Below are 17,085 nucleotides of genomic sequence, written 5' to 3' on the forward strand. Positions count from 1 at the left end.
TCGCCGCGGCCGGCCGATGGATCAGTACTTCTCGAGCGGCGGCGGGGTCGAGTCCGAGCCCGACTTGCCGAGCGTCTCGTCGTAGATCGCCTTCCAGGTGCCGTCCGACGCGGACGTCTCCAGGATGGAGTTCACCTTGTCGCGCAGCGCCTTGTCGGCCAGCGGCAGGCCGATGCCGTACTTCTCGGTGCTGAACGGCTTGCCGACCACGCGGAGCTGGTCGGGCGCGGTGGCGGCGTACCCCTTGAGGATCGCGTCGTCGGTGGTGACAGTGTCGACCTTGCTGTCCAGCAGTTGCGAGACGCACTCCGAGTAGGTCTTGAACTCGGAGATGTTGCTCGCCTCGGTGAGCTGCTCGTCCTTGACCCGCTGGATCGGGGTCGAGCCGGTCGCGGAGCAGACCTTCTTGCCCTTCAGGGCGGTCTTGCCGGCGTCCATCGAGGTGTCGGCCTTGCGGACCAGCAGGTCCTGGCCGGCGATGAAGTACGGACCGGCGAACGAGACCTGCTTCTTGCGCTTGTCGGTGATCGAGTAGGTGCCGACGTAGTAGTCGATCTCACCGCCGGCGATCGCGGTCTCGCGGTTCGCGGACGGGATCTCCTTGTACTCGATCTTGTCGGGGTCGAAGCCGAGACCGGCCGAGACCATCCGGGCGACCTCGATGTCGAACCCGCAGCGCTTGCCGCTGGCGTCCTTGTACCCGAGGTTCGGCTGGTCGGCCTTGACGCCGACCGTGACCTTGCCGGCCGTCTTGATCTTGCTGAAGGTCGGGCTGCCGGCCACGTCGACGCCGGTCGCGGTGGTGAACTTGTGCAGGTCGCCGCACGAGTCGGACGCGTTGCCGCCGCCGCCGGAGGCGCTCGGCTCGTCCTTGCCACAGGCGGCCGCGGTCAGCGCGAGCGCTGCGACGCCGACCGTGGCGACGAGGGTGCGCATTCTCATGATCTGGATTTCCCCTTCGTTTCGTTACTGGGCACAGCTGCGGGCGGCAGGACTGCCGGGTCAGTGCTTGAGGATCTTGCCCAGGAAGTCCTGGGCCCGCTTCGAGGTGGGGCTGGTGAAGAAGGTCTCCGGGTCGGACTCCTCGACGATCTCGCCGTCGGCCATGAACACGACCCGGTTCGCCGCGGTCCGGGCGAAGCCCATCTCGTGCGTCACCACGACCATCGTCATGCCCTGCTTGGCGAGATCGACCATCACCTCGAGGACCTCCTGGATCATCTCCGGGTCGAGTGCCGAGGTGGGCTCGTCGAAGAGGATGACCTTCGGGTCCATGGCCAGGGCGCGGGCGATCGCCACACGCTGCTGCTGGCCGCCGGACAGCTGGGCCGGGTACTTGTCGGCCTGGCTGGCCACACCGACCCGTTCCAGCAGTTCCAAAGCCCGCTTCTCGGCCTGCTTCTGGTCCGCCTTGCGGACCTTGGTCGGGCCGAGGGTGACGTTTTGGAGGATCGTCTTGTGGGCGAACAGGTTGAACGACTGGAACACCATGCCGACGTCGGCCCGTAGTTTGGCCAGGGCGCGGCCTTCGCTGGGGAGGGCCTGGCCGTCCAGGGTGATGCTGCCGGAGTCGATCGGCTCCAGCCGGTTGATCGTGCGGCACAGCGTCGACTTGCCGGAGCCGGACGGGCCGATCACGACGACCACTTCGCCCTCGGCGATGGACAGGTTGATGTCCTTCAGGACGTGCAGATCGCCGTAATGCTTGTTGACGCCGGTCAGCGCAACCAGACCAGTTTTCGTCAAGGTTCCGGAATCGCTCATGGCCAGAACCTAGCGGAGCCGAGGGTGCGGTCGCAGGCCCGGGTGGTTCCACGGTGGTAACGATCTGCAATAAACCGGAGCGGACCGTGATCCGGTGGTCACGGTCCGCTCCGGTTTGTGCTTCAGTGTCCGGTTGTGCCGGTTCCGCAGCAGCCTCCTGCAGCGATGGTTGCGGCGGTCGGCGGCTCCTTGACCGCCCGTTCGACCCCGGCGAGTAGTTGCTCGCGTGCCGTGGGGGAGATCACGCGGCCCCGGGTGACGACCGTGTCGATCCGGCGGCTGTTGCGGATGTCGCGCAATGGATCGGCGTCCAATACAACCAGGTCCGCAATCCGGCCTGCTTCGACCGATCCGAGCTGTGCCTCCAGCCCGAGGAACTTCGCCGGTTCGACGGTCGCGGCGTACAGCGCCTGCCTCGGTGTGGCACCCGCCCCGACCAGGTGCTCCAGCTCGTCGTGCAGCGCGAACCCGGGCACGGAGTACGGCGTACCCGTGTCCGTGCCGGCCATGACCGGTACGTCGTGCGCGAACAGTTCCCGGACGAACCGCTGCCGCCACGCCCACATCTCGTGCTGGTGGGAGATCTCCTCGGCGGTCCGGTTCGCGGCGTACAGGTTCTGGATCACGTAGTCGTACGTCCCGATCGAGTCCTCGCCCAGGTACTTCGCCAGCGCCGGGTCGAGGCGGGTGTAGTCGATCTGGTCGAGGACGTTGTGCATCGTGAGCGTCGGCGTGACCCGGGTCCGGTTCCGGCGGAGCGTGCCGAACACGTCGGCGGCGCGGGCCGGGCTGTACGTGTTGGCGGCGATCCACTCGATCGGGTGCAATTGGCGGAACCAGCTGTTGTAGTCGCCGTTCGCGACCTTGATCGCGAGCAGCATCCGCCGTACCTCGTCCTCGCGGGTGGAGACCGACAGGCCGAGCGAGTGGATGTGTTCGATGCTGCGCTGGCTGCGGTTGCTGACCTCCTTGCTGGTGACCTGGTCGGGCCCGTGGCCGTGGACGGTCAGGCCGACCGTGCGCGCCTCGTCGACGATCGCCAGCCAGGACTCCCGGCTGAGCCGCGAGTACACCTTGACGAAGTCGGCGCCCTCGGCCTTGACCCGGCGTACGGCGGCCCGCGCGTCGGCGGCGCCGTCGACCACGATCACCTTGATCAGGTTCGGGTCCCACAGCGTCGGGTCGCCGTCGATGATGTTGCTGGCGACGACCATCCGCGGGCCGAGCAGGGTGCCGGCCTCGATCCGGTCCCGCCAGTCGTACAGCGCGGGGTTCGTGCCGGACATCTCGCGGACGGTGGTCAGCCCGTTCGCGAGGTAGAGCGCCGGCGACACCCGCTCGTCGCCGAGGCTGTGCACATGCATGTCGGCGAGGCCGGGAATGACGTACTTCCCGCGGAGGTCGACCTCAACCGCGCCCGGCGGCACGGGGAACCGCCCGACGCCGACGATCCGGTCGCCGCTGATCAGCACCGTTTGGTACGGGTTCCGGCGCCCGGTGCGGACGTCGATCACCGTGACTCCGGTGAGTGCGGTGAGCTTCGAGGACTTCGCCTGGGACGTAGACGCAGTAGTAAAGGTGCCACCGGCGACGATCGCGGCACCGGCCGCGGTACGGGCGAGAAACTGACGACGAGAACTGTTCATGGGTTCCAGTGTTCTGCCGCCGACGCGCCGGAGCACTGGGTGCAGAACCACGCTCAGAGGTAGGGAAAGGCCCCTTGTCGCCTACTGTCTGCTCCGTGAAGATCACACGGGGAACCCTGGCCGGGCTTTGCGTCCTGGCCGTTGCTGGACTAGCTGCAGTGGTGTGGGCCATCGCCGTACCGCGTCCTGCGCTGTACGTCGTCGGCCTGATCGCCTGTGCTCCGCTGATAGGCGCCCTGCTGGTACGTCGGAAGGTCCTGGCGGGCGCGGTCGCAGTACTGGTCCCGGTTGCGGCAATCGCCGTACCGAGAGTCGTCTTGTCAGCACAGGTGCCGTCGGACGTGCTGTGGTCCGCACGGATCGCCGAGAACAAGCCGGAGAGCCTGAAGCTGCAGACGTGGGTCGTTGGGGACCACCTGTACGTGGCTGGTGAGCAGGAGCCGATGCACTCGTACGACCGGTCCAACGGCCACCTGATCGGCACCTACCCGGCTGCCACGGCTGACCACGCTGCCGTCGCCGCGGACGGCTCGGTGGTTGGGTGGACGTCCGAGAACGACAAGCAGCAAGTGACCTATTACTCGCCTGACGGGAAGGTCAGGTGGGCGCAGGCGCATCAGGGGTGGACCCAGCTCGACAGGTATCCAGCGTGGACGCCCGTGGTCGCGGCTGCTGACGGGGTCGTCGTACTCGCGGACTGCGACGTCGCCAAGCTCCCCGTCGGGCCTTGCACGTGGACCGGTGTGGACGCGGCCGGCAAGACCAAGTGGAGCCACAGGACGAACTGGCGCCCGGCGGAGAGCAAGGGCGCCACGCTGGTGTCCTCGCGCACCCTTCCAGTACTGCCGTCGGTGGTGCTGGTTCGGGCGGACAGCCAGTACGTCGTACTCGCTGCGACCGACGGCCATGAGGCCGTGCATCGGCCGTGGCTCGTGTACACGAGGACCGCGGTACAGGCTGACCTGGCGCTCTTCTCGGAGCGGGACGGCGAGCAATGCCGGCTCGTCGGGGTCCGGGTGACGGGGCAGGCGTTCGTCACCAAGGGCATGCCGTGCCTGCCCGACGGGCCGGGGCCGATACGGGTGATCGGAGACCGCGCCTATCTCTTTACGGACGACGCACAGCTGACGGTGAGCTTGAAAGACGGCAGTTGGCGCGCACTCACCGGGGTGTCCGGCTACCCGGACCCGACGAGCAGCACCGTTTTCGGCCCCGACGTACTCGTGCGTCGCACGGACCGGACCCTGACAGCGACCGATTCCGCCAGCGGCGCTGTGCTGTGGACCAAGAAGCTGCCCGGGAATGTACGGGGCGTTCTGGTCGACAACGGCGGCGTGTACGTCGAGAGCGAACCGGCCGTGCACAACCCGATGTGGTCCCGGGGCGACCAGCGGAACAACTACAGCCAACTGACCGCACTGGACGCCCACACGGGCCGTGGGACGAGCAGCATCCTGCGTGGCGCCGGCCGGGTGTACGGCGGTTCGGCGATCGGGCCGGGGCTGGCCTTGGCCGAGTCGGACGACGGGCGGACGGTCTCGCTGGTCGGCGCTTTCTGACCCGCGCCCGCGAGGACGTACTCTTGGTGGCTGTCATGCGTACTTATGAGGTCCGCACCTACGGGTGCCAGATGAATGTCCACGACTCCGAGCGGCTGCGCGGGCTGCTGGAGGATGCGGGCTATGTCCGCGCGCCCGAGGGGGACGACGCCGACGTGGTCGTCTTCAACACCTGTGCGGTCCGTGAGAACGCCGACAACAAGCTGTACGGCAACCTCGGGCACCTGGCGCCGGTGAAGGCCAAGAAGCCGGGCATGCAGATCGCCGTCGGCGGCTGTCTGGCGCAGAAGGACAAGGCGTCGATCGTCCGGAAGGCCCCGTGGGTCGACGTGGTCTTCGGGACGCACAACATCGGGTCGCTGCCCGCGCTGCTGGAGCGGTCCCGGGTCGAGCAGGAGTCGCAGGTCGAGATCCTCGAGGCGCTCGAGGTGTTCCCGTCGATGCTGCCGACCCGGCGCGAGTCGCCGTACAGCGCCTGGGTGTCGGTGAGTGTCGGCTGCAACAACACCTGCACGTTCTGCATCGTGCCGTCGCTGCGCGGCCGGGAGAAGGACCGCCGGCCGGGCGAGATTCTCGCCGAGGTCGAGGCGCTGGTCGCCGAGGGCGTGCTCGAGGTGACGCTGCTCGGGCAGAACGTGAACTCGTACGGCGTGGAGTTCGGCGACCGGTACGCGTTCTCGAAGCTGCTCCGCGCGTGCGGCTCGATCGACGGCCTGGAGCGGGTCCGTTTCACCTCGCCGCACCCGCGGGACTTCACCGCGGACGTGATCGAGGCGATGGCCGAGACGCCGAACGTGATGCACTCGCTGCACATGCCGCTGCAGTCCGGGTCCGATCAGATCCTGAAGGCGATGCGCCGCTCGTACCGCCGGGATCGGTATCTCAAGATCATCGAGGACGTCCGGGCGGCGATGCCGGACGCGGCGATCACCACCGACATCATCGTCGGGTTCCCGGGGGAGACCGAGGAGGACTTCCAGGGCACGCTCGACGTGGTCCGGCAGGCGCGGTTCGCGGGCGCGTTCACGTTCCAGTACTCGAAGCGTCCGGGGACGCCGGCCGAGTCGATGGAGAACCAGGTCCCGCGCGACGTCGTCCAGGAGCGGTACGAGCGGCTGGTCGCGCTGCAGGACGACCTGGCCTGGGACGAGAACAAGTCGCTCGTCGGCCGTTCGGTCGAGGTGCTCGTGGCCGAGGGGGAGGGGCGGAAGGACGCCTCCACCCACCGGCTCAGCGGCCGCGGCGCGGACAACCGGCTCGTCCACTTCGCCGTACCGGACGACGTCGAGGCGCCGCGACCGGGTGACATGGCAACGGTCGAGATCACGTACGCCGCTCCGCACCACCTGGTCGCCGACGTGTTCGGGACGGTACGCCGGACCCGCGCCGGCGACGCGTGGCAGCGGGCGCAGGAGACGCCGGACGCACCGGCCGGATCCGGCGTGATGTTGGGCATGCCAACGATCGGGCCCACGCCGCTCGAGCCGGCAGCCGGCGGCTGCCAGGCCGGATGAGCCTGCTCGCTCCGGACGCCGAGCCGTTCGCGTTCGGGCGGGACGCCGATGTCTACGCGATCGACCAGGACTGGGTCCTGCGCCGGTACCGCGACGGTACGCCGGTCCGCGACGAGGCCGACTTCATGCGGCACGTGGCGCGGTACGGGTACCCGGTGCCGGCGGTCCGTGAGGTGGACGGCGCGGACATGGTCGTGCAGCGGCTCGAGGGTCCGACGGTCGGCGAGGCCGCGATCGCGGGCGCGCTGAACGCGACCGACATCGGCCTGCTGCACGCCGACCTGCACCGGCGGCTGCAGTCGATCCCGGCGCCGAGCGGTACGCCGGGGCTGGTCGTGGTGCACGGCGACCTGCATCCGCTGAACGTGATCTCCACCCCGGACGGGCCGGTCGTGATCGACTGGCGGAACGCGGAGGAGGGGCTCGCGGAATTCGACATCGCGATGTCCGCGATCATCTTCGCGCAGGTCGCGCTCGACCCGGAGTACGCGGACCTCAGCGCGCTGCTCCGGGACGCGCTGGCGACGTACCTGGCGAACTCGATCGACCCGACGCCGGGCCTGGACGCCGCCCTCGCCCGCCGCGCCGCGAACCGTACGTTGACCCCGGCAGAGCGGGAGCTTCTCCCTGCGCAGGAGAAGCTCATCCGCTCCCACCTCAGGCGTTCAGGAACTCCGACGGCTTGAGCGGGCGGGCGACGACGCGGAGTTCGCCGATGTTGCCGGCGAAGCCCTGGTCGATGGTGTTCGCGTAGTGCCCGGCCGCGACCAGCCACGGCTTGTTCGCGGTCGCGAGGCCGTTGGACGGGGTGGCCGGGTTGCGCAGCAGCTCCGAGGAGTCGACGTACACGACGCTGTGCCGCCCGTCGTTCACGATCGCCAGGTGGAACCACTCGCCGGCGCGCTGCTCGTGGCCCCAGTTGGTGAACGTGTCGTTCTTGTCCGCCGGGTACACCGCCCACTGCACCTGCAGCCCGCCGGAGAACCCGAGCTTCGCGGCCGGCTCGTCCGGGTCGCTGCCCGTCTTGCCCGCGTCGGCCCCGGTGCCGAGCCGGGTGAACAGACCCTCCCACGAGTGGTCCTGCCCGTCGTCGGCGAGCTTCACGAACGCCTCGATCGTGTACCCCTTCGGGAACGTCATCGCGTTCAGCGGCGCCCCGTCCGCGGTCTTCAGGTACCCGCCGCGCGCCGGATTCTTCCCACCCGGGAAGACCCAGCTCGCGTGCCCCGGCTGGTCCGGGTGGTACTCCGCGGACGCGGTCGGTAGGTCGTTGCTCAGCTGCACCCGGGTGAGGTCGTTGCCCTGCCCGGACTGGTCGGCGACCTTGTCCGCGACCGGCCCGTCGAAGCGCCAGTACGCCGCCGTACCCGGAATCACGAGCTGCTTCGCCGGACGCGCCGGGCGGACCGGCTCCGGCGCGAACTTCGCGAACCGCTGGGCGAAGTCGATCGGGATGCCGAAACGGTTCGTGTCGTCGCTGAGCTCGATCTCCGCCTCGGCCAGTTCGTTGCGCCGGGCCGGGTCCTGGGCCATGATCCACGGCGAGATCGTCTCGACGTCGATGGTGTTTCGGGCCAGGTCGAAGTGGTAGAGCCGGACCATCCCGGAGCCGCCGTAGTACCGGTCCTGGTAGTTCGTGATGTGCAGGTGCACGTCGTCGCCGGCGGCATTCTTCCGGGTGACCCGGCCGGGCGGCCAGTAGTGCCCGTTCAGCGTCAGGAAGATCTGGTCGCTGCCGTCGACGAGCTGCTCCCAGACGCGGTTGCCGTGGTCGCTGAAGTACGCCACCGGGTTGCCGTGGTCGGCGTTCACCAGCTCGTGGATCGTGAGGATCACCGGCAGCTTCGGGTGGGCCTTGATCACCGCGCGGGCCCAGGCGAAGCTCGCGTCCGACGGCCGCCAGTCCATTGCCAGCAGCAACCATTGGCGGCCGCCCGCGCGGAAGACGTGGTACTGGTTGTACCCGTTCGCGGTCGATCCGCCGTACGTCGGCATCCAGCGGAACCGCTGCGGGCTGAACGTGTCCAGGTACGGCGACGGGCCGCGGGTGTCGTCCTTCGACCCGTCGATGTCGTGGTTGCCGGCCAGGACGGAGTACGGGAAACGAGCGCGGTCGAGCAGCTTGAAGACCGGGTCCGCCTTCGCGAACTCGCTCGCCTGCGCGTTCTCCACGACGTCGCCGAGGTGCGCCATGAACACGATGTTCTGCGCGCCGCGCTGGTCGATCAGGTACTTGAACGTCGCGGTCAACGGCGCGGCGTCACCGCGGTCCTGGTCGAACTGGTACTGCGTGTCCGGGACGACCGCGAGCGTGAACTGCGGGTGCTCGGTGTCGATCCGTCCTGCTCGTGCCTGCCCAGCAGCTTCCGCGCTGCCCGCGCTCAGGGTGCCCGACGCCAGCACCGCACCCGCCCCGATCGCGCCCAACAACCCGCGCCGGCTGGTCCCGCCGTACTGCTCGTCCATCGCCCCACGCTCCCAAGTCCGTTGACAACGTCGGCACAGTAGAGCGCGGCAGACGGCCCGACGGTGAACTCAGGCGAAACCCTGGACGATCACCGCGGGAAGCGCTTCGGCTCGCAACGACCCGAGCACCCGGGCCTCGTGCGGTACGAGCGGGTCGGGGAGGTCGTCCAACGAGTACCACCCGAGGCCGGCGGCCTTGTCGGGCTCCATGAGGGTCGGCTCGCCGGTCCACTTCTCGGTCATGAAGAAGAAGTCCACCCGTTCGTCGATCGGATCCCCGTTCGCTTGGGTCCGGTGCATGGCCGTCACCGCCACCAGGTCAGCCGGGTCGACGTCCAGCCCGACCTCCTCCTTCAACTCCCGCACGGCGGCCGCGACCGCCGACTCACCCTGCTCGACATGCCCCGCGGGAACCGCCCAGTACCCGTCCATGTACCCGGTGTTGGCCCGCAGCAACAACAACACCTCATCCCCCCGCCGCACCACCACATAAGCCGCAGGCACCACCCGAAACCGATCCATACCCCAAACCCTAAACACCCCCACCGACACCCAACGGACACCGCTCCGCGGCGGCTGTTTGTTGCCGCCTCCGGCGGGCGCGCGCGAGGTACCTCCGGGCGGGGGTGGTGGCGCGGGGTGTGTGCGGGCGGGGGTGCGGAGGTCGCCGCTGCGCGGCGGCTGTTGGTTATCGCCTCCGGCGGGTGCGCGTGAGGTGCTGTTGGGCGGGTGGTGCTTGCGCGGGTGCTGTTGTTTGGGAGTGGGTTGCAGGGTCGCCGCTGCGCGGCGGCTGGCTGTTGGCGCCTTTGGCGGGTGGGCGTGAGGTGTCATCGGGTGGGGTGGTGGCGCGAGGGTGGGTGTATTTGCGCGGGCGGGGGTGCGGAGGTCGCCGGTGGGCGGCGGCTGTCTTGCTGCCGATGGCGGGGTGCAGAGGGGTGTACGCGCGGCGATCGAGTTCCAGGCGTTCGGGTGCGTACCGAGCGACGGGTAGTGGTGGCGCGGATCGGCTCTTGGTGGATGGGGCTGAGCGTGGGGGGACGGGCGAGGGGGGAGTACTACCCGTTCTTCGGTACTAGAGGGTCTTGGTCATCACGCAGTGGTTCTTGCCTTTGGGGCGTTGGTAGGTGAAGCCGGCTTGTTCGAAGAGGGTGCGGGTGCCGTTGTAGAGGAAGGAGGCGGTGATCTTCTTGCCGCCGGTGTCTTGGGGGTAGGCCTCGACGAGGCCGCCGCCGGCGGCGGTGATCAGGGAGAGGGCGCCGGAGAGGGCGACGGTGGAGACGCCTTGGCGGCGGTAGTTGCGGTCGGTGAAGAAGCAGGTGAGGCGGTAGTCGGGCAGCCGCTCCAACCCGGCCTCGTACTCCTTGCGGTGGTAGATGTTCGGCAGCTCAGCAGGCGTGCCGTACTCGAGCCACCCCACCGCCCGCTCCCCGTCGAACACCAACGCTGCATGCGCTCGCCCCTCGAGGACCAGGCGCTGCTTCACCGAGCGGTTGCTGGAAGCGTCGAACGTCTTCTCGTTGTGCAGCGTCTGGAACCACGTGCACCAGCACCCGCCCCACACCCCGTTGTGCCGCTCCGCGAGTGCCGCGAACGCGTCCCACGTCTCGGGCGTCAGCGCCCGGACGGTCAGCCCATCGACCATGAGCCGAGCGTACGACGACACCCGGACGATCTGCGTCCGGAAACTAAAGAATCGACCCAGGCGCCGCGTACTCCACCGGCCCGTCGTACCGCGTCCGAGCCCGCGCAACAGCCTCAGCAGGCGTGATCCCCGGACCGACATGCGTCACGACCAACCGTCCCGCGCCGGCCGCGCTGTCCCCGGCCTGTTCCGGCGTGTGATGCGCAGGATCTGCCCCGCCGGCCTCACACAGCAGTACGTCGCACCCGTCCGCCAGCTCGCTCAGCGCCGCACACGGTGCCGTGTCGCCCGAGTACACGAGCGACCCCCCGCTCTCCAGCCGCACCGCGAACGCAGGCAGCCCATGCTCAACGGCCCGCGACGTCAACCGAACAGAGCCGACCACCGCCGAATGCCCGTCCGTCAGTTCCGTGACCGCGAACGCCGACTCGATCGGGCTCCGCGTCGGCCCGTTCGTCAGGAACCCGGCGAGCCGATCCGCGATCCCCGGCGGCCCGTACAACGGGATCGGCGCCCGCGGCTCCAGGTCGGCGTACAGCAGCCCGTAGTACGCCGTCAGCAGGTCGGCGCTGTGGTCCGCGTGCAGGTGTGAGATCCAGATCGCGTCGAGCTTGTCCAGCCGGGTATGGCGTTGCAGCGGCCCGAGCGTGCCGGTGCCGGCGTCCATCCAGATGCGGGTGTCGCCGGAGGTCACGAGGTAGCCGGAGCAAGGGTTGTCGGCGGACGGGTACGGCGTCGCCGACCCGAGGACGGTCAGCCGGAGGTCGCTCATGGCTGCGATCGTAGGTCAGCCGAGAACGCACAGGGCCGCAAGCGGGGTGCTTGCGGCCCTGTGGGGGAGTACGGCGTCAGGCGGACGGGTTGTCCGGGATGTCGTCGTTCTGGCCGTCGAGGTTGTCGAGGCCTTCCTTGGCCTTCTCGACGCCCGTGTCGATCTGGTCGCCGTACTTGCCGCCGGTCTTCTCGTCGACGAAGTCACCGGCCTTGTCCAGGCCTTCGCCGACCTTGTCACCGTGGCCGTCGACCAGGTCGGCGGCCTTGTCCTTCAGGTTCTCGGCGGTGTCCTTGAACTTGTCGAAGATGCCCATCGCGGGGCTCCCATTCTCGAGTAGTGGTGTGACTACTCTATGTCGCCACCGCTGTCCGTGGTCTCCCCACCGGACTCGATGTCGCCGCCGGACTCGGTCCCGGGCTCGGTGCCGGGCTCGGTGTCGGCCGCGAACTCGATGTCGCCGCCGCTCTTCTTGGCGGCGGTCAGGCCCTCGGCCTCTTCGGGCTGGTCCTTCGCCGACTCTTCGTCGAACGGATTCGTCACTTGGTGTCCTCCCGTAGAAATGTCACGAACTCCATGGTTACTACCGAACATTCCGGGTCATCCACAAGACCGGTCCGCACCTCTTGGCGAACTCTGAATCCGGCACTGCCAGACTGGAGCGATGCCTGCACCACTCGTCGTCGCGGTCGTCGGCCCCACCGCGGCCGGCAAGTCCGACCTCGCCGTTGCCCTGTCCGAGCGCCTGGGCGGCGAGGTGGTGAACGCCGACGCCATGCAGGTCTACCGCGGGATGGACATCGGTACGGCGAAGATCACCGACGCCGAGCGGCGCGGCGTACCGCATCATCTGCTGGACATCCTGGACGTCACCGAGACCGCGACCGTCGCGGAGTTCCAGGAACTCGCCCGGGCCGCGATCGACGACTGCCTGAACAGGCAACGAGTTCCCGTCCTGGCCGGCGGCTCCGCCCTGTACGTACGGGCGATCCTCGACGACTTCGTGTTCCCCGGCACCGACCCGGACGTCCGCGCCCGGCTGGAGGCCGAGCTCGCGGCGCACGGCTCCGGCGTACTGCATGCGCGCCTCGAGGAAAAGGATCCGAAGGCGGCCGCGCAGATCCTGCCCAGCAACGGCCGGCGGATCGTCCGGGCGCTGGAGGTCGTCGAGATCACCGGCGGCCCGTACGTCGCGACGCTGCCCGAGCACCGCTACGTGTACGACGGCGCGATCCAGCTCGGGCTCGACGTACCGCGGCCGGTCCTCGACGAACGGATCGACCGCCGGGTGGACCGGATGTTCGACGCCGGTTTCGTGGCCGAGGTGCGAGGTCTGCTGGACAAGGGTTTGATTGAGGGAAGGACCGCCAACCGCGCACTCGGATACTCGCAGGTGATCGCGTTGCTGAACGGTGAGATCGACGAAGCCCAGGCAAGGGAGCGGACGGCGCAGGCCACCCGCCGGTTCGCGCGCCGGCAGGACTCGTGGTTCCGTAAGGACCGACGCATCACCTGGCTGCCGTACGACGCGCCCGATCTGCTCGCCCAGGCACTCGAAGTGACGGCCCGAGGCAACCGCGAGACCGCCGCCGGCGTAGTCGAGGTGAACACCGGGATCGTCGATGCGAGGGGGTGACCGTGAGGCCGAGTTCCGCGAGTACCTGATCGCGGATCGCACCCGGCTGATGCGTACGGCGTTGCTGCTCACCGCGGGGGATGTGCACACCGCCGAGGATCTGGTCCAGACCGCCTGTACGCGAGTTTACGTGCACTGGCACCGGATCAAGCACGAAGGCGCCGGCCCGTACGCCCACCGGATCCTGGTCAACGCCTTCCTCGACGAGCGCCGCCGGGCCGGCCGCCACCCCGAGGTGGTGACCGCGGAGACGCTCGAGCCCCGACTGAGCGACGTACCGGATCAGGCGGACACGCTGGCGATCCGGGGCGCGCTGCTGGACCTCGCGCCGCGGCAGCGGGCGGTGCTGGTGCTGCGGTACTTCCAGGACCTCGACGTCGCGACCTGTGCGCGGATCCTGGAGTGCACCGAAGGCACCGTGAAGAGCCAGACAGCGAAGGCGCTGAAACGCCTCAAGGAACTGATGACGGAAGAGACGGGGAGTAGCTGAGACCGCCGATGGACGAGGTCAAGAAACTGCTGGAGGGGTTCGCGGACCGCGCGGCCGAGGGGCTGCCGGACGCGGACATCGACGCGGACGTCACCCGCGGCCGGCGCGCGTTGCGCCGGATCAAGCGCCGCCGCCGGGCCACCGGCGTGCTCTGCGTGGCCGCCGCGTCGGCTCTGGTGCTCGCGATCGGCAACCAGGTGAACTGGTGGCGGGGCGGTGGCGAGGTCGCCGGCGGACCGGTCGGGCCGGAGACCGCCGCGTCGGCCGCCGGTCCTTCGACGCTGCCGCCGGCGACGCCGCGGTCGAGCCACACGTTCTCGGAGTTCGGCGCGCCGGTCGTCCAGCTGGTCGCCAACCAGCAGGTCTGGAGCACGATCGACTGCAGCCTCGCCCCGAAGGGCTGGTCGGCCGAGTCGCCGATCGCGGCGAACCATGTGGTGCTGTCGCAGCCGAAGATGCGGACCGCGGACACTGCGGCGAAGGTGATCCTGCAGGCGTCCACGCAGGCGCGCGCCCTCTCGGCGCCGCGGGTCACCGACGCCGGCGGCAAGACCTTCCACATCGGCACCCTCGACGGTCGCCTGACCGCCCAGGTGAAGCTCTCGAGCCAGTGGCTGCTGGTGTCGTTCCCGTCCGGCACGGTCGAATGGCCGGACGATGCTGTCAGGCGCTTCCTAGACTCCTGTGCGGTGCGGTAGGAAGAGTCCGTGAAGAAGCTGATCGCCTCTCTGTCCGCAGGAACCCTCGCTCTCACGGCCTTCACCGCGACCACCAGCGCCCAGGCCCAGGCGCCGACCAGACAGCCGACCGCGATCGGGTACGGCGGCGCGGTGTCGTCGGTCGACCCGGATGCGACCAACATCGGCCTCGACGTACTGCGCCGGGGCGGCAACGCGGTCGACGCGGCCGTGGCGACGGCCGCCGCGCTCGGCGTCACCGAGCCGTACTCGGCCGGCATCGGCGGTGGCGGGTACTTCGTGTACTACAACGCCAAGAGCCACCGGGTGACCACGATCGACGGCCGCGAGACCGCGCCGGCGACGATGCCGTCGGACGCCTTTGTCGACAAGCAGACCGGCCAGCCGTACCAGTTCGCGAACGCCGTGACGTCCGGCGTCTCGATCGGCGTACCGGGCACGCTCGCGACCTGGAACAGCGCGCTGCAGCAGTGGGGTTCGCTGTCGCTCGGCAACGCGCTGAAGCCGGCCGCGGACCTGGCCGAGCGCGGATTCGTGGTCGACCCGACGTTCCGCCTGCAGACGCTGGAGAACAAGAGTCGGTTCGCGCAGGTCGTGCCGACCGCCAAGCTGTTCCTGCCGAACGGCGACGCGCCGCAGGTCGGTTCGCTGTTCAAGAACCCGGAGCTTGCCGCGACGTACAAGCTGATCGGCCAGCAAGGCCCGTCGGTGTTCTACAACGGTCAGCTCTCCGGTGAGATGGCCGCGGTCGCGAAGAACCCGCCGAAGACCGCGGACGCGACGCTGCCGTTCTACCCGGGGTACCTCCAGACCAGCGACCTCTCGTCGTACCAGGCGATCGACCGGGCGCCGACCAAGGTCCGGTACGACGGTCTCGACATATACGGCATGCCGCCGTCGTCGTCCGGCGGGATCACCGTCGGCGAGGCGCTGAACATCCTGCAGCCGCAGCACATCGCCCGGATGTCCACCACGCAGGCGCTGCACACGTACCTCGAGGCGTCCGCGCTCGCGTTCGCGGACCGGGGCGCGTACATCGGCGATCCGGCGTACGTCGACGTACCGCAGCAGGAGTTGTTGTCGAAGGGGTTCGGGGCCGAGCGGTCCTGCCTGATCGACCCGCGGAAGGCGGCGACCAAACCGGTGCCCGCGGGATCGCCCGACGGTTCGTACTTGCGGTGCGGCAAGGGCAGCGCCGTCGAGCAGCGCTCGGACACCGAAGGGCGGTCGACGACGCACCTGGTGACCGCGGACAAGTGGGGCAACGTGGTCTCGTACACGCTGACCATCGAGCAGACCGGCGGCAGCGGGATCACGGTGCCCGGTCGCGGGTTCCTGCTCAACAACGAGCTGACCGACTTCTCGTTCGCGCCGAACCCGAAGGACCCGAACATCGTCATGGGCGGCAAGCGGCCGCGCTCCTCGATGTCGCCGACGATCGTGCTGCGCGGCAACCAGCCGTACATCGCGATCGGATCGCCGGGCGGTTCGACGATCATCACGACCGTCCTGCAGACGCTGACGAACCGGCTCGACCGGGGGATGACGCTGCCGCAGGCGATCGCGGCCCCGCGGGCGTCCCAGCGCAACACCGCGTCGGTGACCGCCGAGCAGTCGTTCATCGATCAGTACGGCGCCGCGCTGGCGCCGTACGGGCACACATTCACGCCGGCCGGTGCGCCGGGGAGCTCGGCCGCGGAGATCGGTGCGGTCGCGGCGCTCGAGTTCCTGCCCGGTGGTGCGATCCTCGCGGCGGCCGAACCCACCCGGCGTGGTGGGGGAGACGCGGGGGTCGTCAGAGCGCGGTGATGATCGCGGCAACCAGGGCCGCCCGTTCGGCCAAGGTCGCCGCGACCACCTGTTCGTGGACGGCGTGGGCGCCCTTGCCGACGGGGCCCAGGCCGTCCAACGTTGGGATTCCCAACCATCCGGTGAGGTTTGTGTCGGCGGCACCGGACGCGGGCGCTCCGCCGACTTCCTGACCGACCGACCGTCCGGCCGCGATCACCTTCGCCAGCAGTTCGTCCGTCGCGGCGGACGGCTCCCAGGCCGGCCGGTTCGACAGGACCTGCACGCTCAGTCGGGCGTCTCGTCGCGGCTCCAACGCCTTCACCGCGGCCAGCACCGCATCCTCGGTTGCCGGGTCGACGAACCGGAACCCGATCTCCGCCGACGCCTGTCCCGGTACGACGTTCGTCCGGCCGCCGCCGCTGATCGTCCCGACGTTGCACAGCACGTTCTCGTGCTCGGCGACCACCCGCCGGACGGCGATCAGCTGGTCGACCAGTTCGTCGATCGCGGAGACACCACTGTCCGGATCCAGCGCCGCATGCGCCTCGCGGCCGGTGACCTCGACGCGGACCCGTGTACTACCCCAGCGTGCCGTTTTCAGGTCGCCGTTCGGATGCGGCGGCTCGAACCCGAACGCGGCATACGCACCCTCGGCCTCGGCGGTCACGAGGGCGCGCGCGGACGGCGAGCCGATCTCCTCGTCGGCGACCACCACGATCCGCAGCGGGCGGTGGTCGCGGCCGGCGACCTGTTCGAGGGCGGTCTCCAGCACGACCAGGCCACCCTTCATGTCGAAGACGCCCGGGCCGTGGATGATCCCGTCCGCCGCGCGCCACGGCATCGCGCCGGCGAGCTGCCCGGCCGGCCAGACGGTGTCGTGGTGGGCCAGGAAGAGCAGCGGGGCGTCCGCCCGGCCCGGGAAGTCCGCGATCAGGTGGTCGCCGGTCGGGTGCGGGTCGCGGCGTACGGTCGCGCCCAGGTCGGCGTACCGCGTCGCCAGCCGGTCGGCGAACGCGTCCAGCGCCGCCGCGTCACCGGTCGGGGTCTCCGCGCCGACGTACTCCCGGAGTCGATCGATCATCATGGATAGTCAACGTATCATCAGCT

At 69.4% G+C, this 17,085-nt stretch carries 17 protein-coding genes; 7 read left to right on the forward strand and 10 right to left on the reverse strand.

Translation table 11 applies throughout. From position 1 onward, the window contains the following. Window positions 1-21: 21 nt before the first annotated feature. The 3 genes from ACQHIV_RS02720 to ACQHIV_RS02730 form a co-directional block, all read right to left on the reverse strand. Window positions 22-942: a glutamate ABC transporter substrate-binding protein gene (locus ACQHIV_RS02720; protein WP_427891305.1), complete on the reverse strand. Its 921-nt coding sequence runs from the start codon at window positions 940-942 to the stop codon at window positions 22-24. A 60-nt stretch (window positions 943-1,002) separates the two neighbouring features. Then, entirely contained in the window at window positions 1,003-1,731 is a 729-nt protein-coding gene (locus tag ACQHIV_RS02725; protein ID WP_380196953.1) for an amino acid ABC transporter ATP-binding protein, read from the reverse strand. A gap of 155 nt (window positions 1,732-1,886) precedes the next feature. After that, entirely contained in the window at window positions 1,887-3,410 is a 1,524-nt protein-coding gene (locus ACQHIV_RS02730; RefSeq protein WP_427891307.1) for an amidohydrolase family protein, read from the reverse strand. Window positions 3,411-3,505: 95 nt separating this feature from the next. Here ACQHIV_RS02730 and ACQHIV_RS02735 point away from each other — a divergent pair, with 95 nt between their 5' ends. The 3 genes from ACQHIV_RS02735 to ACQHIV_RS02745 are packed head-to-tail and all read left to right on the forward strand — an operon-like array spanning window position 3,506 to window position 7,169. After that, window positions 3,506-4,969 carry a PQQ-binding-like beta-propeller repeat protein gene (locus ACQHIV_RS02735; protein ID WP_427891309.1) on the forward strand — a complete coding sequence of 488 codons (1,464 nt, stop codon included), beginning with the start codon at window positions 3,506-3,508 and terminating at the stop codon, window positions 4,967-4,969. Between the two features lie 35 nt (window positions 4,970-5,004). Continuing rightward, the gene (miaB, locus tag ACQHIV_RS02740) at window positions 5,005-6,483 is read left to right on the forward strand and encodes a tRNA (N6-isopentenyl adenosine(37)-C2)-methylthiotransferase MiaB (protein WP_427891311.1); all 1,479 of its coding nucleotides are present in this window, start codon (window positions 5,005-5,007) and stop codon (window positions 6,481-6,483) included. Beyond that, window positions 6,480-7,169, forward strand: a complete 690-nt coding sequence (locus ACQHIV_RS02745; protein WP_427891312.1) for a phosphotransferase — start codon at window positions 6,480-6,482, stop codon at window positions 7,167-7,169. Before miaB ends, ACQHIV_RS02745 begins: the two co-directional genes overlap by 4 nt. Here the strand turns inward: ACQHIV_RS02745 and ACQHIV_RS02750 are convergent. The 6 genes from ACQHIV_RS02750 to ACQHIV_RS02775 form a co-directional block, all read right to left on the reverse strand. Beyond that, on the reverse strand, window positions 7,141-8,949 hold the full coding sequence (locus ACQHIV_RS02750; RefSeq protein WP_427891314.1) for a LamG-like jellyroll fold domain-containing protein: 1,809 nt from the start codon (window positions 8,947-8,949) through the stop codon (window positions 7,141-7,143). The two genes, ACQHIV_RS02745 and ACQHIV_RS02750, sit on opposite strands and share 29 nt — an antisense overlap. A 69-nt stretch (window positions 8,950-9,018) precedes the next feature. Then, window positions 9,019-9,471 (reverse strand): NUDIX hydrolase, encoded by a 453-nt coding sequence (locus ACQHIV_RS02755; protein ID WP_427891316.1) that lies wholly within the window; start codon window positions 9,469-9,471, stop codon window positions 9,019-9,021. Between the two features lie 550 nt (window positions 9,472-10,021). Further along, window positions 10,022-10,591 carry a GNAT family N-acetyltransferase gene (locus tag ACQHIV_RS02760; RefSeq protein WP_427891318.1) on the reverse strand — a complete coding sequence of 190 codons (570 nt, stop codon included), beginning with the start codon at window positions 10,589-10,591 and terminating at the stop codon, window positions 10,022-10,024. A gap of 43 nt (window positions 10,592-10,634) precedes the next feature. After that, window positions 10,635-11,363: an MBL fold metallo-hydrolase gene (locus ACQHIV_RS02765; protein WP_427891319.1), complete on the reverse strand. Its 729-nt coding sequence runs from the start codon at window positions 11,361-11,363 to the stop codon at window positions 10,635-10,637. Window positions 11,364-11,439: 76 nt separating this feature from the next. Then, the gene (locus tag ACQHIV_RS02770) at window positions 11,440-11,679 is read right to left on the reverse strand and encodes an antitoxin (protein ID WP_380202740.1); all 240 of its coding nucleotides are present in this window, start codon (window positions 11,677-11,679) and stop codon (window positions 11,440-11,442) included. Between the two features lie 32 nt (window positions 11,680-11,711). Continuing rightward, window positions 11,712-11,906 carry a hypothetical protein gene (locus tag ACQHIV_RS02775; RefSeq protein WP_427891322.1) on the reverse strand — a complete coding sequence of 65 codons (195 nt, stop codon included), beginning with the start codon at window positions 11,904-11,906 and terminating at the stop codon, window positions 11,712-11,714. A gap of 121 nt (window positions 11,907-12,027) precedes the next feature. On the opposite strand from ACQHIV_RS02775, the gene miaA reads away from it, so the two are divergent. From miaA to ggt, 4 genes are read left to right on the forward strand one after another with little or no spacing between them, the layout of a single operon-like run. Continuing rightward, entirely contained in the window at window positions 12,028-12,999 is a 972-nt protein-coding gene (gene miaA, locus ACQHIV_RS02780; RefSeq protein WP_427891323.1) for a tRNA (adenosine(37)-N6)-dimethylallyltransferase MiaA, read from the forward strand. Further along, a complete protein-coding gene (locus tag ACQHIV_RS02785; RefSeq protein ID WP_380202734.1) occupies window positions 12,986-13,489 on the forward strand; it encodes a SigE family RNA polymerase sigma factor in 504 nt (167 codons plus the stop codon). Before miaA ends, ACQHIV_RS02785 begins: the two co-directional genes overlap by 14 nt. 8 nt (window positions 13,490-13,497) lie before the next feature. After that, window positions 13,498-14,187, forward strand: coding sequence for a hypothetical protein (locus ACQHIV_RS02790; protein WP_427891326.1), 690 nt, complete (start codon window positions 13,498-13,500; stop codon window positions 14,185-14,187). 9 nt (window positions 14,188-14,196) lie between these two features. Then, entirely contained in the window at window positions 14,197-15,996 is a 1,800-nt protein-coding gene (ggt, locus tag ACQHIV_RS02795; protein ID WP_427891328.1) for a gamma-glutamyltransferase, read from the forward strand. Here ggt and ACQHIV_RS02800 read toward each other — a convergent pair. Beyond that, entirely contained in the window at window positions 15,983-17,062 is a 1,080-nt protein-coding gene (locus ACQHIV_RS02800) for a M20/M25/M40 family metallo-hydrolase (RefSeq protein WP_427891330.1), read from the reverse strand. The two genes, ggt and ACQHIV_RS02800, sit on opposite strands and share 14 nt — an antisense overlap. Window positions 17,063-17,085: the final 23 nt, after the last annotated feature.

The sequence above is a fragment of the Kribbella polygonati genome (genome assembly GCF_050320105.1).
Lineage (GTDB): Bacteria > Actinomycetota > Actinomycetes > Propionibacteriales > Kribbellaceae > Kribbella.